Source organism: Marinobacter sp. NFXS9 (assembly GCF_040148665.1).
GTDB lineage: Bacteria > Pseudomonadota > Gammaproteobacteria > Pseudomonadales > Oleiphilaceae > Marinobacter_A > Marinobacter_A mangrovi.
Genome location: NZ_JAGDDW010000006.1, coordinates 156,958 through 177,573 on the forward strand (window position 1 = coordinate 156,958; position 20,616 = coordinate 177,573).

A 20,616-nucleotide genomic window follows, 5' to 3' on the forward strand; every position below is an offset into this window, starting at 1 on the left:
AGAGGGCAGCGCCTTATTTAACGGGGTGTTACCCTGAAGCGATGTCCCTGTGGAGCGACTCCGGATGAAGCCTGTTGCCGAACATTGCCTGCGAAATCAGGCGCCCATTGCAGAGGCCCTGCGGCCTTATCTGGACGCGGGCGGCCGTTGGCTTGAACTGGGCAGCGGGACGGGACAGCACGGCGTGTTCATCGCCGGGCGGGAGCCTCAGGTGACCTGGCAGTTGACCGACCTGGCCGAATCCCTGCCCGGTTTGCGGGCCTGGCAATCGGAAGCCGGACTGACCAACCTGCCGCCGCCGGTGTTGCTGGACGTGACCCGGACCGGACCGCCGGCGCATGATTATGCCGGCGTCTTTACCGCCAACACGGTGCACTTTGTCGGCTGGACCGTCGTGGACGCGCTGTTACGCTGTGCATCGGAAGCGCTGGCCGCTGACGGCTGGTTGGCGATTTACGGGCCCTTCAATCGGGAGGGACAATACACCAGCGCGGGCAACGCCGCGCTGGATGCCTGGTTGCGGGAGCGTGATCGCGACAGCGGTATCAAGGACGAGGCGGATGTGATCGAGCAGGCCGCCCTCTATCACCTGGCGTTCGTCACGGCACAGGCTATGCCGGCGAACAATCGTCTGCTGATGTTCAAGAAGAACGGATAAGCGCCGCCCGGATCGAGCGGGTGCGGTGCAACGGGAGAGACTATGAGCGAAGACAAGCGACGCCGCTATTCGAGCCCCGTGGTCGACGGCCTCGGGAAATCCGCCAGCCGCGCCATGCTGCGCGCGGTCGGCTTTACCGATGAGGACTTCAAGCGCCCCCAGGTGGGCATTGCGTCCACCTGGAGCAACCTGACGCCCTGCAATATGCACATCGACGGGCTGGCCCGGGAAGCGGCCAGCGGTGCCGACGAGGCCGGTGGCAAGAGCCTGATCTTCAACACCATTACCGTGTCCGACGGGATCGCCAACGGCACCGAAGGCATGAAGTATTCGCTGGTGTCGCGGGAAGTGATCGCTGACTCCATCGAAACCGTGGCGGGCTGCGAAGGCTTTGACGGGCTGGTTGCCATCGGCGGGTGTGACAAGAACATGCCCGGTTGCATGATGGGGCTGGCCCGACTCAATCGGCCGTCCGTTTTCGTCTACGGCGGTACCATCCAGCCCGGTGACAATCACACCGATATCATCTCGGTGTTCGAGGCCGTCGGTGCCCACGCCAAGGGCGACATGGACCTGATCGAGGTGAAACAGATCGAGGAGACGGCAATTCCCGGACCGGGCTCCTGCGGCGGCATGTATACCGCCAACACCATGGCCTCGGCCATTGAGGCGATGGGTATGAGCCTGCCGGGCAGCTCGGCGCAGAATGCGGTCTCCGAGACCAAGGAAGCGGATTGCCGGGCCGCCGGTGCGGCGGTGCTCAACCTGCTGGACAAGGACATCAAGCCCCGCGACATCATGACCCGCGAGGCGTTCGAGAATGCCATCACCGTCGTTATTGCCCTGGGCGGCTCCACTAACGCCGTGCTGCACCTGCTGGCCATGGCCAGTACCGCCGAAGTGGACCTGGAGATCGATGACTTCGTCCGCATTGGCAAACGGGTGCCCGTGCTGGCGGACCTGCGACCCAGCGGCCACTACATGATGTCGGAACTGGTGGCCATCGGCGGCATCCAGCCGCTGATGAAAATGCTGCTGGAGGCGGGCATGCTGCACGGCGACTGTCTGACCGTCACCGGCAAGTCGCTGGCGGAAAACCTGGCGGACGTGGCGCCCTATCCGGACAGCCAGACGATCGTGCATGCCCTGGACAACCCCATCAAGAAAGACAGTCACCTGCGGATCCTGCGGGGAAATCTCGCGCCCACCGGCGCCGTGGCAAAGATCACCGGCAAGGAAGGCACCCACTTTTCCGGTCGGGCCCGGGTATTCCATTCCGAGGAAGAGGCCCAGGCCCGGATCATGGATGGCACCGTGGTGGCCGGCGACGTGCTGGTTATCCGTTACGAAGGCCCCAAGGGCGGGCCCGGCATGCGTGAAATGCTGACGCCAACCTCGGCCATCATGGGCAAGGGCCTGGGGAGCGATGTCGCGCTGATTACCGACGGTCGTTTCTCCGGTGGAAGTCACGGTTTCGTGGTGGGCCACATTACCCCGGAGGCGCAGGACGGCGGCCCGATTGCCCTGGTGGAGGATGGCGATACCATTACCATTGATGCCGAGGCCAACACCATCGAGCTGGCTATTTTCGACGATGAAATGGAAGCCCGCCGGGCCCGCTGGCAGGCGCCGGCGCTGCGCTACCCGAGAGGGGTGCTGGCCAAGTACGCACGGACGGTCAACTCGGCCTCCAAGGGCGCTGTGACGGACGCCTCCTGAAGGCGTGAGGGGCCAAGGGAGGCGCTCGATCCTCTGGCCCCATGAGCCATTTGACGCTAACTAGACGACTGGTCTAATATAAATTAATGATGACAACGCTTTCCAAATCCCAAGCCAGACCCGGCAACGAAACCCGGACCGAGCTGATTCGTGTCGGCAGCGATATTATTGCCCGCCGCGGATTCAACAACACCGGTATCAACGTGGTGTTGAAGGAGGCGGGAGTGCCCAAGGGCTCCTTCTACTATTATTTCGGTAGCAAGGAGGATTTCGGGCTGGCGGTGATCGATGATTTTGCCGCCGCGTCCGACGCCCGACTCGACAATACGTTGGGCGATCACACCCAGCCGCCGCTGGTGCGGATACGCCGTTACCTGGACACTTCCATCGCCGATATGGCGGCCTGTGATTTCTGTCGCGGGTGCCTGATCGGCAATCTGGGGCAGGAGCTGGCCGGTCAGAACGAAGCTTTCCGGGCGCGTCTGGACGGGATTTTCGGTGCCTGGCAGAAACGGTTTGCCGGCTGCCTGGATGAGGCCCGCGAGCGCGGTGATATACAGAGCGAGATGGATCCCGATGCCCTCGCACAACTGCTGCAAATGGGCTGGCAGGGAGCGACATTGAGGGCCAAGGTGGCCAAGTCCGTGGTTCCGATGGAGCGCTTTGCGGCGATGTTTTTCGAGACCGTGCTCGGCGTGCCGGTGCCTGGTGCTTGAGGGCGCCAAGCTCGCAAATGATTGATTCGAAGTGGAGAGGCGGTCTGCTGTGACCGTCTTTTTTTGACACGGGATACTAGTAGACTGGTCTATAAAATGCCGGTGATGACAGGTCATCGGTTCCAAGCAGAGGAGGACAAGCCATGACTCAACCCATTGCAGTAACCGTCGACACCTTCGAAAAAGACGTCCTGCAGGCGGATAAACCCGTACTGGTGGACTTCTGGGCGGCCTGGTGCGGCCCCTGTAAATCCATCGCCCCGCTGCTGGAGGATATCGCCGACGAACGCGCCGATAGCCTGCGGGTCGCCAAGGTGGACGTGGACGCCCAGGGCGAACTGGCGGTGAAGTTCGGCATTCGTTCGATTCCCACGCTGATGCTGTTCAAGGACGGCGAACCGGTCGGTACCCAGGTGGGTGCGGTTGGCGCTGGCGCCCTCGATGCCTTTATCGCCGAACACGCCTGATTGAAGACGGACAACCCCGTTGCCCGGGGTTGTCCGAAGCATCCGCCGACGCCCATCTGGAAGCGGCTATCTGGTAGAGTGCGTTCATTCCGGATTGAGGAGTGATAACCATGGGATACCTGATAGCCCTGCATACCCTGGCGGCCGTGATCTGGGTCGGCGGGATGTTCTTTGCCTACATGGCGCTACGGCCCGCCGCAGCCAGCGTGTTGGAACCCGCCCAGCGGGCACCGCTGTGGTGCCAGACGCTGACTCGCTTCTTCGCCTGGGTCTGGGCGGCCATTGCGGTCCTTCTGGTGACCGGGCTGACAACCCTGTTCCTCTACTTCAACGGCATGGCCGGAGCCGGCTGGCACATCCACGTCATGATCGCCCTGGGCGTTGTCATGATGCTGCTGTTCATGCACGTCTGGTTTGCCCCGTTTCGCCGCCTGAAACAGGCCGTAGCGGCCAACGATATCCCCGAAGCCGGTCGCCGGATCGGCCAGATCCGCCGCTTCGTCGGGATTAACCTGATCCTGGGGCTGATCGTGATTGTGGTCGCCTCCGGCGGGCGTTACGTGTTCTTTGGCTGAAAGCGGCCCGGACCGGTTGGATTGTTACAAACGTCCGGTCGGGGCTGAATTCTGTGGACCATCCGTGTATAAAACCTGAGAGCTTCTGATGGACGCCGGCGTAGCCTCCGCGCACGCCATGGTCGCGTTTTTCAGCGAATCAGAGGCTCGCCTGTTCAACAAAAACAGCCCGAACCCGGAGGTCAGGTCAGAATGCAATGGGGCGGATGCCGATCGCGATTTCTCTTTCTTATGCTGTGGCTGGGCCTGGCTGCCCGCGCCTGGGCCGCGCCGGATCCGGCCGGCCTGGAACTGGCCTCGGTGAATGCGGCCGTTGCCTACATGGATGACGGCGACCTGATCTACAGCAAGCATCCGGACCGTTCCGTGCCGATCGCCTCGGTCACCAAGCTGATGACCGCCGTGGTGGTGATGGATGCCGGCCAGCCATTGAATGAGTGGATCGAGGTTTACAAACGGCATCGGGCGGCGCCGAACAATGGCTATTCACGCATCCGCATCGGCTCGACCCTGAAGCGCGGCGACATGTTGCGGATCGCGCTGATGTCTTCGGAAAACCTGGCGGCCTACACCCTGGCACGTCATTATCCGGGAGGTTTTGATGCGTTCGTGCGGGCGATGAACGACAAAGCCCGGGAGCTGGGTATGAGCCACAGTCACTTTGTGGAGCCCACTGGCCTGTCGCCCAAGAATCATTCCTCTGCCGGTGACCTGGTGAAACTGGTGCGGGCCGCCTTCAAGCATCCTGAACTGCGCCGATACACCACGACTGAATATTACACCGCCCATTTTCGCCAGCCGCGTTATTCGCTGGCGTTCGGCAACACCAACATTCTGGTTCACCGTAAAAGCTGGCAGGTGGAACTGAGCAAGACGGGATACCTTACCGAAGCCGGACGCTGCCTGCTCATGGTGACCCGGATCGACGGTCGCGAAGTCATTTCCGTGCTGCTGGATTCGTTCGGAACGCGTACGCCCATCGGCGATGCCGGGCGCGTCAAGCGTTGGTTGACCACCGGTCATGGCGGTTCGATTGCCAAGGCGGCCCGGAACTATGAGAATCGTCGCAATGCCTACTACGCTGAAAAGAACGCCGGATCGACCGATACGCAGACGGCGAAACTCGATCCGTAGAGCGATGTGAACAGGAGAGTCGGGACGATGAGCGACGATGGACTGCTGGTGCTGACCACAGGCGGTACGATCGACAAGATCTATTTTGATGCCAAGAGTGAATACAGCACCGGGGACAGCGAGTTTCCGGAGATCGCCCAATTGGCGCAGGTACAGATGCCCTACCGGCTGCAGTCCGTGTTTCGCAAGGACAGCCTCGACATGACGGACGAGGACCGGGAGGTCATCCGGGAGGCGGTGGCCGCGGCGTCCGAGAAACGGGTGTTGATCACCCATGGCACCGACACCCTGGTGGAGACCGCCCGCCGGTTACTGGATATACCCGGCAAAACGATCGTCCTCACCGGTGCCATGCAGCCTTCCCGCATGCGCCTGACCGATGCCCCGTTCAATGTCGGCTTTGCACTCGGTGCGCTGCAGAGCCTGCCCGAAGGGGTCTATGTGGCGATGAGTGGCCAGATCCTGGACCCACGCAAGGCCCGCAAGAACCGCGAAGCCGGTCGTTTCGAGACCGATTGAGCGGCAGCGTGGCCTGTCAGCCCAGGCTGTCGATTTCGTCCAGAGTCAGTGCGCGGAACTCGCCCGGCGCCAACGCCGGATCCAGATGCACCGCTCCAATGGCTTCCCGGTGAAGGTTGTTCACGTGATTGCCCACCGCGGCCAGCATCCGCTTCACCTGATGATAGCGGCCCTCACTGATGACCAGTCGCAACTGCCGATCCCCCAATACCTCCACCTGCGCCGGCGCCGTCGGCTTGTTTTCGCCCTTGAGCAGGACGCCGGCGCGGAGTTGGGCCAGCATGGCAGCCGTGCAGGGCTCCGCCAGCTCCATACGGTAGGTCTTGTCGCATTGTGAACGCGGCGACGTGACCCGGTGTGACCACTGGCCGTCGCTGGTGAGCAGGAGCAGGCCGGTGGTATCCCGGTCCAGGCGACCGGCAATATGCAGGTCGCGGCGCAGCTCTCGCGGCACCAGGTCGAGCACCGTCGCGTGCTCGTCATCGCGGGTGGCGCTGACGACATCGAGCGGCTTATTCAGCATCAGGTAGCGATCACCGGGCAGGGACACCGGTTCGCCGTCGAGGCAGACGACTTCTCCCCCTGCAAGTTGCGTGGCGGCTTTTTTACAGGTCTGCCCGTCCACACTGACGCGCTCGGCCAGAATGAACCGGCGAGTCTCTTTGCGAGAGAGATTCTTGCCTTTGGAAATCAGGTAATCGAGGCGCAAGGTGACAGGGGGCTCTTGAGAAATTTGAGGCATTGTCGCCGGAACATTCCTCAGTGGCAATGCGGCTGGCGAGATCTCACGATCGGACGCCGGATCCTATAACAAAAAGCCCCGCAGGAGCGGGGCTTTTCTGGCGACCGGGATGTCCGATCAAGCGGCGCGTCGACGTGCGGCGCCCAATGCCAGCAGACCCAGACCCATCAGGCCAAGCGTGCCCGGTTCCGGGACGTCGCGGACATTGAGGCTTGCAAGCAGGTTCACTGACGTCTGACTGTACTCGGATGTTGTCAGCATGGACGAATCGCCCTCAAAGCCCAGAATGCTCAGGGAGTAGATTTCTGAACCGATCGTGAATTCAGAACTGGTCAGGGCGTTGTCAAAAATGATCTGAACGATGTCGTCGACCGGTCCGTCGTGGGTGGTGTAAGACGTATCAATACCGAAAATGGCCAGGAACTGACAGAGGCTTCCGCAATGTTCAACGGGCGCATTATTCGGTGTTTCATTATGCAGGAAGGTGAATGCAAAGGGGCCTTGCGACGTGCTGCCGTCTGCCGTTGAGAAATCGGCGTAGATGTTGAGGTCTACACTGTCGATGGCGCTTTCATTCGAGATCGGGTAGTTGTAATGCGTGAACGTTCCGAGTGAGAACGGCGAGGAATCGTTAATGGTTACGGAAGGCGGAGCGCTTCCCACGAAACCATAGCCGCTTTGCGGATAGCCGTAACCCCAGCGAATCTGGTTGCCGGCAGCGTTGTAATGTACGTTTTGTCCGCCCGAATGATTCGACCACTGTCCTGAAACAGAGTCCAGGTCAATCGGGAAGGCCCAGGCACCTGACGAAGCCAGGGCAAGAGACAGCGCTGTAGCACCCAAGCATGTTTTTATGAATTTCATAGCGTTATTCCTGTTGTCCATTCCGAAGGAGGTTCGTTCTTTCGAACGTACGGCAGGAAAAGCTATATTTGTGCCAATTTTAAAAAGTCTTTAAATACAGAGAGGTATATCGAGCGATCTGTCAGGTCTGTATAAAAAGCTGACATTTGGCTCGTGAGTATTACAACCGACGTAAACCCTCCCGCACCATATACAACGCCGCAATGACCCGCGCTTCGGTCATATCCTCGCGCTGCACCAGCGATTCCAGGTCCGACAGTTTCCAGGTCAGCACTTCCAGCGGCTCGGGTTCGTCCCCTTCGAGCCACTCTTCATAAAGATCCCGTGCAATCACGACGCGAATCTTGTGGCCCATGTAGCCGGGTGACAGGCTCATGTCCTTGAGATGGGTCAGCGAGCGGGCGCCATAGCCAATCTCCTCGCGCAATTCGCGATTGGCCGCCTGCCGCCAGTCTTCGCCGTGCTCATAGGCGCCTTTGGGCAGGGTAAGTTGATAGTTTTCCAGGCCGGCGCCGTATTCGCGAATCAGCACGACCGTATCGTCGTCCAACAACGGGACGCACATGACACCCGCCAGTGGTGGCGTGCGCAGTCTCTCGAACTCCCGTTCCTCGCCGTTGCTGAAGCGCAAGTGGACGGACTCGATGCCGAACAGGCGACTGCGGGCGACCAGGCGGGTGTCGAGAATTTCGGGTTTGTCGTCCATACCCTCAGCCCGCATCCGGATCGGCGAGTTTGACGTCCAGCGCGTCGAACAGGGTCTTGTCGGGGAAGCCGTCGGCGATCAGGTTCTGGTCTTTCTGGAAGTCCCGGATCGCGCTGCGGGTAGCCGGACCCAGGATGCCATCCGGTTTGCCGCTGTCGTAGCCGCGGGCGCTGAGGGCTTTCTGCAGGGCTTCCACTTCGGCCCTCGACAGGCGTGGCGCATCCTCCGGCGGTGGATTCTGCAGGCCTCCGGCACCGGCAATCCGGTCCGCCAGGTGACCGACCGCCAGCGCGTAGTATTCCGACCGGTTCCAGCCCATGATGACGTGGAAGTTGTGGTAGACCAGAAAGGCCGGGCCCTCGTGGCCGGCCGGTACCAGCAGGGCGGCGTTGATGTCGGCTTGGGGCAGGGTATGGCCGAAGGCGTCGGTCACGCCCAGCTTGCGCCAATCGGACAGGGGCTTGCCCCGCTGCAGGCCCGCAAGGCTGTAGTCAAAGTTCTTGGGCAGCCGGACTTCACGGCCCCAGCGGTAGTCGCCGTCCCAGCCCAGGTTTTGCAGGAAATTACCCGCCGACATCATGGCGTCGGGTATGCTGTGCCAGAGGTCCCGCTTGCCGTCCCCGTCAGCGTCCACGGCATAGCGCAGGAAAACCGACGGCATGAACTGCACGTGGCCCATGGCACCGGCCCAGGAGCCTTCCATCTGGTCCGGATCGATGGCGCCTTCGTCGATGATGCGCAGGGCCGAGATCAGCTCACCGGAAAAGTAACGGCTGCGGCGGTGATCGCAGGCCAGGGTCGCCAGGGCGCTGGGGACCGACATCTTGCCGAAATAGGTGCCGAAGTTGGTTTCCAGCCCCCAGAACGCCAGCAGATAAGGGCCCGGCACGCCCGTCTTGGCGGTCACCCGGTGCAGCAGTTCCGACTGGCTGCGCAGCAGCTCCCGGCCCTTGCTGATACGATCCTCGTTAACCCGGCGGTTAAGGTAGTCGGCGAAGGTGGTGGTGAACTCCGGCTGACGGCGATCCAGCTCGATCACCCGGTCCAGCAGACTGACGTGGTCGAGGACGTTGGCGGTAGTGTCCGCAGAAATACCTGCCTGCAGGGCCCGGTCCTTGAGGCTGGCGACGCAGTCGCTGAACGGGGTGGTGCCTTCCTCTGTCTGGGCCAGGGCCGGGGACAGGAAGCCGGCCAGTAAAAGGCCGCCCAGGGTGCGCATGGCAGGTGTTCGTCTTGTCACAAAAGCGTCCTCTCGCTGCGAGTCCGGGGAAACCGCATGGTAGCCTGTTTTGGGCCGCGGAAAATACCGCCTCCGGCGACCCGGCGTGACAATTTTTTAAGGATCGGGGCCGACCGCGCTCCGGTTGTGGGGGCACTCTGGTCTATAGTTGTCATCAGTTACTGTTGAAGGGGCCGTAGTATGGCGACACTCAAGGCGCTGGTGGTCGATGACGCCAGCTTTGTGCGGGATCTGGTCAAACGCACCGTCCGCACCCGTTTTCCGGTCATCGAGATCACCGAGGCCGCCAATGGCAAGAAGGCGCAGTTCCTGATGACCCGGACGCGGTTTGATCTGGTCCTGTGCGACTGGGAGATGCCGGAAATGTCGGGCCTGGAACTGCTGCGCTGGGTGCGCCAGCAGGACAATTACCAGCGCTGTCCGTTCATCATGATTACCAGTCGGGGCGACAAGTCCCACGTGATCGAGGCGGTCCAGGAAGGCGTGTCCGAATACCTGGGCAAGCCGTTCAGCCCCGATGGCCTCAGCAAGAAGATCATCAAGGTGATGGGGCGCCGGTTGAAGGACGCCATGACGTCCTCCGGAAAGTCACTGGATGGGCCCGCTGACGCGTTCAAGGAATCCGCGGCGCTGCTGACCGGTAAACCCAAGGAAGCGGCCGCCGCTCCCGAACGCACCGTTGCCAGTAAGTCCCGTAGTGTAGCGGCGATCCGCTTTGCGGATTCGGTGCTGCGCTGTGTGGTCAAGGACATCACCCTCACCGAAATCCGGGTCATCGCCAAGCGCGACCAGTCCTTCCCGGGTATCCTCGACCAGGCGGTGGTGGATATGGAATTCAACGAGGGCGAGGTGGCGCGGCTGAACGGCTACGTGCACCAGCTGCAGGCGGTGGAGAAGCGCCAGGACACGGACTTCGTCAGCCTGGTGATTCGCTTCGTCGATGAAGATCCCCAGAAAATGGAAGACCTCTCGCGCTTCATTGCCCGCTTCCGCGCCGGCGGCTGATCGCCGTCAGGCGGTCTCGATCGGCGCCTCGGTGATGCGCTGGCGCGGGAAATGGCAGACGAACTCGCTGCCTTCTCCGGGCTGGCTGTTGATCTCCAGAGAACCGTCGTGGTTCAGCAACACGTGCTTGACGATGGCCAGGCCCAGGCCGGTGCCGCCGGTCTGCTGGTGGCGGCTGGGATCGGCCCGGTAGAAGCGTTCCGTCAGACGCGGGATATGGACCGGATCGATGCCGATGCCGCTGTCCTTCACGGCAAGGTGGGCGCCTTCCCGGTCGGTATACCAGCGTACCTTGATGGTGCCGCCGGCCGGCGTGTACTTCACGGCATTGAAAATGATGTTGGAGAAGGCGCTGCGCAGCTGGTTCTCGTCACCGAACAGGTGATGTCGCTCGCCGATGTCCATTTCGATGATGTGGCCGGCGTCGCCGCTGACGGCTTTGGCGTCGCTGCAGGTCTGGCGGATCAGCGCGGCCACATCGGTCACCCGGTCGTCGATGTGTTGCTCACCGGTTTCCAGTTTGGCCAGCAGGATCAGGTCGGTGATCAGCGCTTCCATTCGTTCCGCTTGCTGGGACATGGTGGTCAAAGCCCGGCGCCATTTGGCAGGCACCTCGTCGGCGTGGTCAGACAGGGTTTCAAGGTAGCCGCTGATGACCGTCAGCGGGGTACGCATTTCGTGAGACACGTTGGACACGAAATCCCGCCGCATCTGTTCCAGCTGGAACAGGCGGGTGACGTCCTTGGCCACGATCAGGCGGTCGTCGTCGCCGAACAGGCTGATCTGGATCTGCAGGTGAATGTGCGGCTTGGCTGGCGAACGCAGCTCCAGCGGGTCGCGGTAGTCCCGTGCATCGAAGTAGGCCTTGAAGGCCGGGTTGCGGATGAGGTTGTGGATGGGCTGGCCGCGGTCGGTCTCCCGACGGAAGCCCAGCAGGTATTCGGCGGACCAGTTCCACCACTCCATGGCACCGTCGGCGTCGGTCATGATAACGCCGTCGCGCATGGCGTTGGTGGATTCCTGCACGCGGTTGATGCGGGTCTGCAGTTGATCCTGCCGGCGTTGGTTGGCCCGGTGCATGCGGTGCAGGCCGTCGAAGATCTCGCCCCAGATGCCGATGCTGCCCGGCGCTTCGTCATCCTCGTCCGGGTGGCTGAGCCAGTGGTGGAGGCGGCGCATCTGCACCAGCGTCCAGATCAGGTAGCCGAACAGACCGACCGCCAGGCCGATCAGGGGGTGTCCGAACCAGAGCCCCACCAGCATAATGCCCAGCAGGACACCGATAATCAGGCGCAGATGATGCGACCAGTTGTGCTGCATTGAACGATCCCGTCAGGGCGCCCCAATAAATGGCGACGCCTGTTTGCGATTCAGTGACGGCAAGCCGTCAGGCGGCGCGGGTGGAAAACCGGTAGCCGGTGCCGCGAACCGTCTGGATCAGGTGATCGTACTTGTCGCCCAGTGCTTTGCGCAATCTGCGGATATGGACGTCAACGGTCCGCTCTTCCACATAGACGTTGCCCCCCCAGACCTGATCCAGCAACTGTGCCCGGGTATAGACCCGTTCCTGATGGGTCATGAAGAACTGCAGCAGCTTGTATTCGGTCGGGCCCATGTCCAGCGCACCGATCGGGGTGGTGACGCGATGGCTGGCCGGGTCCAGGTGCAGGCCGTCCACTTCCACCGGGGTTTCCACGCCGGCCGGCGTCGTGCGTCGCAGCACCGCCTTGAGGCGCGCCACCAGCTCCCGCGGGGAGAAGGGTTTGGTAATGTAGTCATCGGCCCCGGATTCCAGACCCTGGACTTTGTTGTCTTCCTCCACCTTGGCGGTGAGCATGATAATCGGAATTTCCGCCGTGGCTTCGTCTTTCTTCAGTCGCCGCGCCAGCTCGATGCCGCTGGTGCCGGGCAGCATCCAGTCGAGCAGGATCAGGTCCGGCTTCTTGTCCACGATCATGGCGTGCGCATCCAGCGCGTCGGCAGCTTCGAGGTAATCGTAATCGGCCATCTCCAGGGCCACGGCGATCATCTCGCGAATCGATGCTTCGTCATCGACGATAAGAACTGTTTTTCCCGTCATGACATCCTACCTTGTCATCACCAGCGGTTATGGAATCGCTGAAACAGGCTGTGCCAGGCTCCTGGACCGCTTGCTGCAGGAGCTGCATGAAGGCGTGCTTGAATTCAGTCTGTTTCCGGAACGGCGGAGCGCCCTTCGCTCCGGTTCCTTTGTTGCTGGCTCATTACAACCTGCCTTTGTTACAAGTATATGACAGACGGGTCAGCGCATCAGGCTGTCGAGGAACAGGCCGGCAAATACGATCGCACCGGCCCAGTTGTTGTTGAGGAAGGCGTGGAAGCAAGGCTCGCGTTCGCGGAAGCGGATCAGGTGCTGCTGGTACAGGAAGAAGACCGCCATGCCCACCAGCCCGAGATAGTACAGCACACCCAGTTCCGCCTGGGTTCCGACCATCGCGAGGATCAGGATCACCAGGGCCTGCAGGATCCCCACGATCAGACGGTCCGCGTCGCCGAAAAGGATGGCGGTGGATTTGACGCCAATCTTGAGATCGTCATCCCGATCCACCATGGCGTAGAGCGTGTCGTAGGCGACGGTCCAGAGCACGTTGGCGGTAAACAGCAGCCACGCCAGCCGGGTCACTTCATTGGCTTCCGCCGCCCAGGCCATGGGAATGGCCCAGGAAAACGCCGCCCCCAGGAACAGTTGTGGCAGGTGGGTGTAGCGTTTCATGAACGGATAGATGAAGGCCAGCACCAGACCGCCGAACGACAGGTACAGCGTCAGCGTGTTGGTAAACAGCACCACCATCAGGAACGACGCCAGGCACAGCCCCAGGAACAGCAGGACCGCCTCGGCGGGGGCGACCCGGCCGGTGGCCAGCGGCCGCGCCTGGGTCCGCTTCACATGGCCATCCACCTTGCGATCGGCGAAGTCGTTAATGGCGCAGCCGGCCGCCCGCATCATGAACACACCCAGGCCGAAGACCAGGATGTTGCCGATGCCCGGCATGCCGTCGTCAGCTGCCAGCCACAGGGCCCAGTACGTCGGCCAGAGCAGCAGCAGGGTGCCGATGGGACGATCGATCCGCAGCAGTTGCATGTAGGCAATGAGCTTGGATTGCAGGTGGTCGGGCAGGAAATCGAGGGTCATGGCGGCTCGGCTTGTCGGCGTAAAAATGGACGTCCGCCTGATTATAGCGAGCGGATGCGTCGGGTTTGAAGCACGTGGCTTACCCGGGACGCTGGTTCGACGTCTCCTGCAGCAGGCGGGGCAGGAAATATTCGCCGACCAGCAGGGCGTCGTGGTCGCGGTGGAAGCGGGAACGGCGTCCCACCGCTGGCTGGCCGGGGACCGGGTTTTGGGTCAGGCCGATCTGGAACGGGCCTCGATGCCAGCGACGTTGACTGAACAGGAATGCGCCCAGCGGTCGGCCGCCCAGATGGCGCAGGCGTCGACCGCGGCCCCGGAGGGTTGCCAGCGGAATCACCGTGCGGGCCATGACCCAGGGCTGACCGTCGCCGCACAGCTGGACTTCGCGAATCCAGGCCAGCTGGCGAGATGGAATGTGGAGGGTTTGAGCTTCTTCCAGGGTCGGTCGAGCGAAGCCCTCGCGGAGGACGTCAACGTGAAAGCGCTCACGGCAGCGGAGCTGCAGAGCGCGAGTCAGCGATCCCTCCAGCTCCAGCCAGTACAGTGCGTCAGCCACCGGCTGTGGCCGGATCAGCTGTGCCGCGGCAACGCCCGGATACCAGCGCGCCGTCGGGACACGGGGCAGCGTCATGGCGCCGGATGGCAGGGCAGAGATATCACAGCCCCTTGACGGCATAGATGCCGGGCGCGTTGCGCCAGTAACCCTTGTAATCCATGCCGTAGCCGAACAGGAAACGGTCTTCCACGTCCAGGCCGGTGAAGTCGGCCTTCAGACCCGGCTTGGCTTTGCGGTCGTGTTGTTTGTCCACCAGCACCGCGGTCAGCACGTCGGCGGCACCCTGGGCCTTGCAGTAGTCGGCAATGGCGTTGAGCGTGGTGCCTTCATCCAGGATGTCGTCGACGATCAACACCGTGCGCCCGTGCATGCCCACGTCCGGGCGGAGCTTCCATTCCAGGATGCCGCCGGTGGTTTCCTGACGGTAGCGGGTGGCATGCAGGTACTCGGCCTGCAGCGGGAAGCACAGACGGGGCAGTAACTGGCCGGTCAGGATCAGCCCGCCGTTCATGACGCAGAACAGCAGCGGGTCGCGGTCTTTGAGGGTGTCGGTGATGGCGGCGGCCATCCGGTCGATCGCGGCCTGGACCTCTGGCTCGGTGCAGAGGCAGTCGGCCTCGTCAAAGACCCGTTGCAGCTCGTCGTGGGAATCAGTCATACCGTGCAAATCCTGTATCGGGGGGAGGGCGCCGCCGCCGGCGTCTCCCCAAAAGCGCGCCATTATACCGGAGCGAGCCGCGTCGGGGGAGGCCTGTCTCGTGTCCGGTGCTGGCCGCTGTGGAGAATCCCTTGTCCCCCTTGGCATTGGTCATCGCGTGGACAACGGGTATCATGTCGGGCCCAATGATTGACCGCTGATCCGGCATGCATGGCATGTGGGATTGTAGACCAAATAAGAGTCCCGACCGTCCGGGAACTGGAGGAAAGACGATGAAAAAGTGGCAGTGCGTTGTCTGTGGCTGGATTTACGATGAAGCCGAGGGCTGGCCGGAAGACGGCATTGAGCCGGGAACCGCCTGGGAAGATGTCCCCGAGGACTGGGTCTGCCCGGACTGCGGCGTGGGCAAAGAAGACTTCGAGATGATTGAAATCGGCTGAGATCGGCCAGCCCGATCCCGCTGAACGGCGCGAGCCGTCAACACTTACAAGAGGAGAGCTGTGGCATGAGTCAGAATGCCCCCATCGTCATTATCGGTACCGGCCTGTCCGGTTATTCGCTGGCCCGGGAAATCCGCAAGCAGGACAAGGAAGTGCCCGTCCTGATGATCACCGCCGACGATGGTCACAGCTATTCCAAACCGATGCTCTCCACGGGGTTTACCAAAGGTAAGACCGCCGACGAACTGGCCCAGTCCGATGCCGCCGGCATGACCGAACAGCTCAATATCGAGTTGCGTACCCATACCACGGTGACCGGCATCGACGCGGCCAACCAGTGCGTCCTTATCGGCGACGAGCGCCTGCCTTACCGCAAGCTGGTGCTGGCCTGGGGTGCGGACGTTATCCGCATCCCGCTGGACGGCGACGGTCAGGAGTTCGTCTATTCCATCAACGACCTGATGGATTACCGGGCCTTCCGCAACACGCTGGAAGGTCAGTCCCGGGTCGCCATCATGGGCGCCGGCCTGATCGGTTGTGAGTTCGCCAACGACCTTCGTAATGGCGGCTACGATGTGGACGTGATTGCGCCATCCGATACCGCCATGCCGGGGCTGGTACCGCCGGTGGCCGGCAATGCCGTGGTCAGGGCGTTGACGGAAGAGGGTGTGCGCTTCCACCTGGAAACGGTGGTCGAGCACATCGCCCATCAGGGCGACGGCGTTCGCCTGACCCTGTCCAACGGTGAGACCGTGGACGCCGACCGGGTGATCTCCGCGGTCGGCCTGCGTCCTCGGGTGGAACTGGCCGAAGCCGCCGGGCTGGCCGTGGGTCGGGGAATTCAGGTCAACCGCCAGCTGCAGACCAGTGCTGACAACATCTACGCGCTGGGCGATTGCGCTGAGGTGGACGGCCACGTCCTGCTCTACGTGCTGCCGCTGATGGCCTGCTCCCGCGCCCTGGCCAAGACCCTGACCGGTACGCCCACAGATGTGGCCTACGGCGTGATGCCGGTGATGGTGAAAACCCCCTGTTGCCCGACGGCGGTCTGCCCGCCAGCACCGGAAGCCCAGGGGGAGTGGGAAATCGAGCAGGACGGCAACAACGTGCGAGCCCTGTTCAAGGATGCCGACGGCAACGTGCTGGGCTTCGCCGTGACCGGCGATTACGCGCTGGAAAAGCAGGCGTTGTCCAAACAGGTTCCGCCGATTCACGGCTGAGCGGCAACCCGGTCCTGCGGCGCCCTCGGGCGCCTTGCAGGCCCGCCCGCGCTCAGAAGCGGTAGCGCAGCCCCATCTCCAGCCGATAATCCAGTCCCCGCAACGATTCGGGGAGGCTGTCCAGCAGCGCCGAGTCGTGAGCGCCGTTCAGTCGTGACTGATCCTGCGACTGCTGGTTGATCCGCACGGCTTCCCGCCGATCGACAAACGCATCCGGCCGCCCGGTCGTCACCTGGGGGTTGATCAGCGACCAGCCCCGATCGTCGTCCTGTTGCTGTGGCGAGGCCAGCAGAGGCGGCGGCTTGTCTATCGTGCTCGCGTCGTCAGAATCTGGCGGAATCGGCTCGATGACGTGTCCGGGGGTATCATCACGGTACTGCCAGTCCAGGGGATCGGCGAATCCGGAAAGGCAAAGGCTCAAAAGCGCGATCCCGAACCCAAACTGCTTTAAACTGGGCGCAGGGCATCGGCTGGATGCAGCTGACTGCCCGCGCCGGCCATTGCTTTGGTCGGTCCGCTGAGGTAGAAAAAGCGCCCTTCGAGAGAATGAATCAACAGGAGCAGGCATGCTGGACGTCACACGCAAACTGGTCGAATTGCTGGATCTGGCCCCCATTGGTGATGATCACTTTCAGGGCGAGAGCGAAGATCTGGGGTTCCCCGCCGTGTTTGGCGGCCAGGTGCTGGGGCAGGCCCTGATGGCGGCCAGCCGTACGATTGAGGATCGGGCGGCGCATTCGCTGCATGCCTATTTCCTGCGTCCGGGGCATCCGGAGTTGCCGATAGATTACGAAGTCCAGCGGGTGCGCGATGGCGGTACCTTCTCGGTACGCCGGGTGATCGCCCGCCAGGCCGGCAAGGAGATCCTCACCGGGTCCATGTCCTTCCAGGTGGAGGAATCCGGCTTTGATCACCAGGATACCATGCCCTACGCACCCGGCTTCGATACGCTCAAATCAGAGCACACCCTGTCCCTGATGATGAAGCAGTATATTCCCGAACACCTGCGGGACAAGCTGACCCGGGAACGCCCCATCGAAATCCGCCCGGTGGCACCGGTCAACCCGCTCAAACCGGAGCCGCGGCCGCCGCACAAGCAGGCCTGGTTCCGCGCCCAGGGCGATCTGCCGGACGATCCGGTGCTGCATCGCTGCCTGCTGGCCTACTCTTCGGATTTTGGTTTGTTGGGCACGTCTCTCAACCCCCACGGCGTGAATTTCATGAATCGCGGGATGCAGGTAGCCAGCCTGGACCACGCCATCTGGTTCCACCGGGATTTCCGCATCGACGACTGGCTGCTGTACGACACCGACAGCCCCAGCGCCTCCGGCGGCCGCGGCTTCAACCGGGGCAATATCTTCAACCGGGACGGCGTGCTGGTGGCCTCCACGGCGCAGGAAGCGCTGATCCGTCAACGCGGGGACAAGAAGTAGCGCTCGCCCCATACCTCGGGTCTGGCACCTGTCAGGCCCGCCGCCGCTCCCGGCCGTTCTGGCCGGTCAGCCACAGCAGTATCTCCTCCATCGGCTGGGGCGGCGTCAGGTGAAAGCCCTGGATCATGTCGCAGTCCATGCCGGCCAGCAGCTCGGCGGTTTCCAGATCCTCCACGCCTTCCGCCACCACCTTGTAGCCCAGGTCATGACACATGTTGATGGTGGTCTGCACGATCACCCGGTCTTCCGCCTGGAACGTCAGGTCGGTGATCAGTGAACGGTCGATCTTGATCTCGCTGGCGGGCAGACGCTTGATATAGGACAGGGACGAGTAGCCCGATCCGAAATCGTCGATCGACAGCGGGATGCCGGTGTAGTCGAGCGAGCGCAGGGCGCGCAGGGAGTTGGCCGGATCCAGCATCATCGAGGTTTCGGTGACCTCAAGGATGATCTTGCCGGCGTGCTGCGGATAACTGGTCATCAGGCGCTGGACGAACAGTGGGAATTCCTGCTCCCGCAGGTTGTTGGGCGAAATGTTGACCGACACGCTCAGGTGCCGGTGGCCAGCCGCCACCAGTTCGTCCCGGGCCACCATGGCTTTTTCCAGCACCCAGCGTGTGAGCGGCTTGATCAACCCGGTCTGTTCCGCCACCGCGATGATCTGGTCGGCCGGCGTGGGAGTCTTGCGGCCGGGCCAGCGGATCAGCGCTTCCACCCCGACGATGCTTTGGTCTGTCAGGGATTGCTTGGGCTGGAAAAACAGCGCCAGCTCATCCTTGCGAAGGGCGTCCCGTAGGCTGGAAGCCAGCGTCAGGCGGTCGGCGCTGTAGGAGTCCTGGTTGGGATGGTAATAGGCCAGGCCCCGGTCCCGGGCGTCATCGCTTTCCTGGGCGACGTAGGCCTTGCGGATCAGGGTATTGGTGTCCGTGCCGTGTTCGGGATAGACGGCCACACCGGTGCGCGGTTCCAGCGGCAGCTGCATCCCCAGGTAGTCGATGGGCGCGCGGATGGCCTCCAGGCATTCGATGATCCGGCGCGGCTGGCGTCGGGCCTCGTCGGCGTCGACGATAAAGCCGAAGGCGGTGGATTCCAGTGATGCAGCGTGGAAACAGCGGTTTTCGTCCCGCTCGATTGGGTGGACGCCGGGCAGGTCGCGGAAAACGCCGTTGAAACGCCGCGCCGCCAGCTCCAGCACCCGGTCCGCATTCTGATGGCCGAGGGTGCGGGTGATGGTGTCGAGATTGTTCAACTGCACGATGCCGACGGCGTGGCGCTGGCCGCTCTCCCGGGTCAGCAAGTCCTGCAGCTGCAGTTCAAACGAGCTGCGGTTGGGCAGGCCGGTCAACGGGTTGTGCAGGGCCTGTTCCATCATGCGCAATTCCGCCTTGCGCCGGGCCGCGAGGGCCCGCAGCTGGGATTCGCGGGCGTCCACCTTGTCTTCCCGCTCCTGGTAGAGCCGGGCGGCCAGGGCAATGGTCAGCAGCAGGGCTTCCAGCGCCGAGCCGATCTCCATGCCGAATTCCGTAATGAAGTTGGTGGGCACCCAGCCGTACTTGTTGGCGGCGGTCATGGCGCTGCCCAGCGTGAGCATGCCCCAGGCGATGGTGTAGAGCTTGGCCTGGCGGTTGCCGCGGAACCATTCCCATGGGCCGATGAACGTCAGCAGCAGGCAACTGGGGATGGCCAGGGCCACCGACAGGCGCATGGAGGTGTTGTACGTCAGCAGGAAGCTGCCCAGGATCGCCAGCAGGTTGATGATGATCCCGGCGCGCACCACCCGGTCCAGCCTCGGGCTGCGGCTGTGCAGTTCCAGGAATGAACGCGCAAACAGCAGTGAGAACAACACCGCGATGGGCACCGACATCATCATCGACTGGTTCTGCAGCCAGGGATTGTCGGGCCACAGTAAGGGGTAGGTGGCGCCCCGAAGGGACGACAACAGGAACAGGTAACCGAAGGTGGACAGCGCGTAGTAGAGGTAGGTCGCCTCGCGCATGGCCAGGAAGACAAACAGGTTGAAGAAGATGACGGTAATCAGGATACCGTAGTAGATGGCGTGGGCCTGGTCGACTTCCGAAATGTAATTGAAGAAGGCGTCCCGCTTCCAAATGGAAATGGGTACCTGCAGCGCGCCGCTGGTCTGGACCCGGACCAAAAACTGGTAGTCGTGCCCGGGCTCGACGGTGTAGTGATACAGGAAGTGCGGGTGCTGCAGTTGGCGGCTCGACATGGGCAGCCAGTCACCGGTTTCCAGTTCGCCGGCCGGCTTGCCGTCGCGCATCAGGTAGATGTGAACCGAATCGAGCTGCGGGTAGCCGATCTCCAGGATCTGGTGACGGGTGTCGCCCGACGTGGGCACCGGGAACCGGAACCAGGCGATGTCCTGGATATAGCCAAAATTGGGCGTTTCCCCGGCCGGCAGTGATTGCCACGGGGCAAGGGCGTTGATCTGTACCGGATCCCGGATGCTCGGCTGGTCGTCCGCAAACAGGAGATAGTCGATGGCAGGCTCGACATGGCCATCGTGGGCAAAGTCGGCGCGTGCATCGGGCACAACGATAATCGCAACGCCCAACAGGGCGTAAAGCAGAACGGTTCGAAGCACGGGTATGGATCTTTGTTGTGGTTGTTGTGCTGGGGTTGATCGCCGTAAGACGTTCCCCGGGCCCCGTATAGGCCTCAGATTAACGCGTCCGTCCTGACGCTTTGTCAGCAGGGTGTCTGGTGCCACTGCTTTCCACCTTGACCAGTATGGTCAGGTTTACAGATCGTCTCAAGTGAAATGACGTGGT

Annotated in this window: 22 protein-coding genes; 11 read left to right on the forward strand and 11 right to left on the reverse strand. The window is 62.4% G+C overall.

The window, feature by feature from the left end; translation table 11 throughout:
- Positions 1-64: 64 nt before the first annotated feature.
- The 7 genes from J3364_RS11440 (at position 65) to J3364_RS11470 (ending at position 5,788) form a co-directional block, all read left to right on the forward strand.
- A complete protein-coding gene (locus J3364_RS11440; RefSeq protein ID WP_349558476.1) occupies positions 65-658 on the forward strand; it encodes a DUF938 domain-containing protein in 594 nt (197 codons plus the stop codon).
- 42 nt (positions 659-700) lie between these two features.
- On the forward strand, positions 701-2,377 hold the full coding sequence (gene ilvD / locus J3364_RS11445; protein ID WP_349558477.1) for a dihydroxy-acid dehydratase: 1,677 nt from the start codon (positions 701-703) through the stop codon (positions 2,375-2,377).
- A gap of 86 nt (positions 2,378-2,463) precedes the next feature.
- Positions 2,464-3,093: a TetR/AcrR family transcriptional regulator gene (locus tag J3364_RS11450; RefSeq protein WP_349558478.1), complete on the forward strand. Its 630-nt coding sequence runs from the start codon at positions 2,464-2,466 to the stop codon at positions 3,091-3,093.
- Between the two features lie 143 nt (positions 3,094-3,236).
- Positions 3,237-3,560, forward strand: coding sequence for a thioredoxin (trxA, locus tag J3364_RS11455; protein WP_349558479.1), 324 nt, complete (start codon positions 3,237-3,239; stop codon positions 3,558-3,560).
- 110 nt (positions 3,561-3,670) lie between these two features.
- On the forward strand, positions 3,671-4,135 hold the full coding sequence (locus J3364_RS11460) for a CopD family protein (RefSeq protein ID WP_349558480.1): 465 nt from the start codon (positions 3,671-3,673) through the stop codon (positions 4,133-4,135).
- Between the two features lie 231 nt (positions 4,136-4,366).
- The gene (gene pbpG / locus J3364_RS11465) at positions 4,367-5,269 is read left to right on the forward strand and encodes a D-alanyl-D-alanine endopeptidase (RefSeq protein WP_349558481.1); all 903 of its coding nucleotides are present in this window, start codon (positions 4,367-4,369) and stop codon (positions 5,267-5,269) included.
- A gap of 27 nt (positions 5,270-5,296) precedes the next feature.
- A complete protein-coding gene (locus J3364_RS11470) occupies positions 5,297-5,788 on the forward strand; it encodes an asparaginase domain-containing protein (protein WP_123635145.1) in 492 nt (163 codons plus the stop codon).
- A 16-nt stretch (positions 5,789-5,804) separates the two neighbouring features.
- Here the strand turns inward: J3364_RS11470 and J3364_RS11475 are convergent, their stop codons facing one another.
- From J3364_RS11475 to J3364_RS11490, 4 genes are all read right to left on the reverse strand, one after another.
- Positions 5,805-6,497, reverse strand: coding sequence for a pseudouridine synthase (locus tag J3364_RS11475; RefSeq protein WP_349558482.1), 693 nt, complete (start codon positions 6,495-6,497; stop codon positions 5,805-5,807).
- Between the two features lie 150 nt (positions 6,498-6,647).
- Complete coding sequence (locus J3364_RS11480) at positions 6,648-7,394, reverse strand: THxN family PEP-CTERM protein (RefSeq protein WP_349558483.1); 747 nt, start codon at positions 7,392-7,394, stop codon at positions 6,648-6,650.
- A 160-nt stretch (positions 7,395-7,554) separates the two neighbouring features.
- Positions 7,555-8,100: an ADP compounds hydrolase NudE gene (nudE, locus tag J3364_RS11485; protein WP_349558484.1), complete on the reverse strand. Its 546-nt coding sequence runs from the start codon at positions 8,098-8,100 to the stop codon at positions 7,555-7,557.
- Between the two features lie 4 nt (positions 8,101-8,104).
- Entirely contained in the window at positions 8,105-9,319 is a 1,215-nt protein-coding gene (locus J3364_RS11490; protein ID WP_349558592.1) for a lytic murein transglycosylase, read from the reverse strand.
- 201 nt (positions 9,320-9,520) lie between these two features.
- Between J3364_RS11490 and J3364_RS11495 the strand changes: the two genes are divergently transcribed.
- Positions 9,521-10,345, forward strand: a complete 825-nt coding sequence (locus tag J3364_RS11495; RefSeq protein WP_349558485.1) for a response regulator — start codon at positions 9,521-9,523, stop codon at positions 10,343-10,345.
- 6 nt (positions 10,346-10,351) lie between these two features.
- On the opposite strand, the gene phoR is transcribed toward J3364_RS11495, so the two are convergent.
- The 5 genes from phoR to J3364_RS11520 form a co-directional block, all read right to left on the reverse strand.
- Entirely contained in the window at positions 10,352-11,665 is a 1,314-nt protein-coding gene (phoR, locus tag J3364_RS11500) for a phosphate regulon sensor histidine kinase PhoR (protein WP_349558486.1), read from the reverse strand.
- Positions 11,666-11,732: 67 nt separating this feature from the next.
- Positions 11,733-12,425, reverse strand: coding sequence for a phosphate regulon transcriptional regulator PhoB (gene phoB, locus J3364_RS11505; protein ID WP_349558487.1), 693 nt, complete (start codon positions 12,423-12,425; stop codon positions 11,733-11,735).
- A gap of 201 nt (positions 12,426-12,626) precedes the next feature.
- Positions 12,627-13,517: a 4-hydroxybenzoate octaprenyltransferase gene (ubiA, locus tag J3364_RS11510; RefSeq protein ID WP_349558488.1), complete on the reverse strand. Its 891-nt coding sequence runs from the start codon at positions 13,515-13,517 to the stop codon at positions 12,627-12,629.
- Between the two features lie 79 nt (positions 13,518-13,596).
- On the reverse strand, positions 13,597-14,193 hold the full coding sequence (locus J3364_RS11515) for a chorismate--pyruvate lyase family protein (protein ID WP_349558489.1): 597 nt from the start codon (positions 14,191-14,193) through the stop codon (positions 13,597-13,599).
- Positions 14,174-14,731, reverse strand: coding sequence for a hypoxanthine-guanine phosphoribosyltransferase (locus J3364_RS11520; protein WP_349558490.1), 558 nt, complete (start codon positions 14,729-14,731; stop codon positions 14,174-14,176). The genes J3364_RS11515 and J3364_RS11520 overlap by 20 nt, the downstream gene beginning before the upstream one ends.
- A 272-nt stretch (positions 14,732-15,003) precedes the next feature.
- Between J3364_RS11520 and rd the strand changes: the two genes are divergently transcribed.
- Both rd and J3364_RS11530 read left to right on the forward strand, forming a co-directional pair.
- Positions 15,004-15,171 carry a rubredoxin gene (gene rd, locus J3364_RS11525; RefSeq protein WP_123635153.1) on the forward strand — a complete coding sequence of 56 codons (168 nt, stop codon included), beginning with the start codon at positions 15,004-15,006 and terminating at the stop codon, positions 15,169-15,171.
- 65 nt (positions 15,172-15,236) lie between these two features.
- On the forward strand, positions 15,237-16,391 hold the full coding sequence (locus J3364_RS11530) for an FAD-dependent oxidoreductase (RefSeq protein WP_349558491.1): 1,155 nt from the start codon (positions 15,237-15,239) through the stop codon (positions 16,389-16,391).
- 52 nt (positions 16,392-16,443) lie between these two features.
- Here the strand turns inward: J3364_RS11530 and J3364_RS11535 are convergent, their stop codons facing one another.
- Positions 16,444-16,812 carry a hypothetical protein gene (locus J3364_RS11535; protein ID WP_349558492.1) on the reverse strand — a complete coding sequence of 123 codons (369 nt, stop codon included), beginning with the start codon at positions 16,810-16,812 and terminating at the stop codon, positions 16,444-16,446.
- Positions 16,813-16,957: 145 nt separating this feature from the next.
- On the opposite strand from J3364_RS11535, the gene tesB reads away from it, so the two are divergent.
- Positions 16,958-17,824 carry an acyl-CoA thioesterase II gene (tesB, locus tag J3364_RS11540; protein WP_349558493.1) on the forward strand — a complete coding sequence of 289 codons (867 nt, stop codon included), beginning with the start codon at positions 16,958-16,960 and terminating at the stop codon, positions 17,822-17,824.
- A 31-nt stretch (positions 17,825-17,855) separates the two neighbouring features.
- On the opposite strand, the gene J3364_RS11545 is transcribed toward tesB, so the two are convergent.
- The gene (locus J3364_RS11545) at positions 17,856-20,429 is read right to left on the reverse strand and encodes an EAL domain-containing protein (RefSeq protein WP_349558494.1); all 2,574 of its coding nucleotides are present in this window, start codon (positions 20,427-20,429) and stop codon (positions 17,856-17,858) included.
- Positions 20,430-20,616 lie beyond the last annotated feature (187 nt).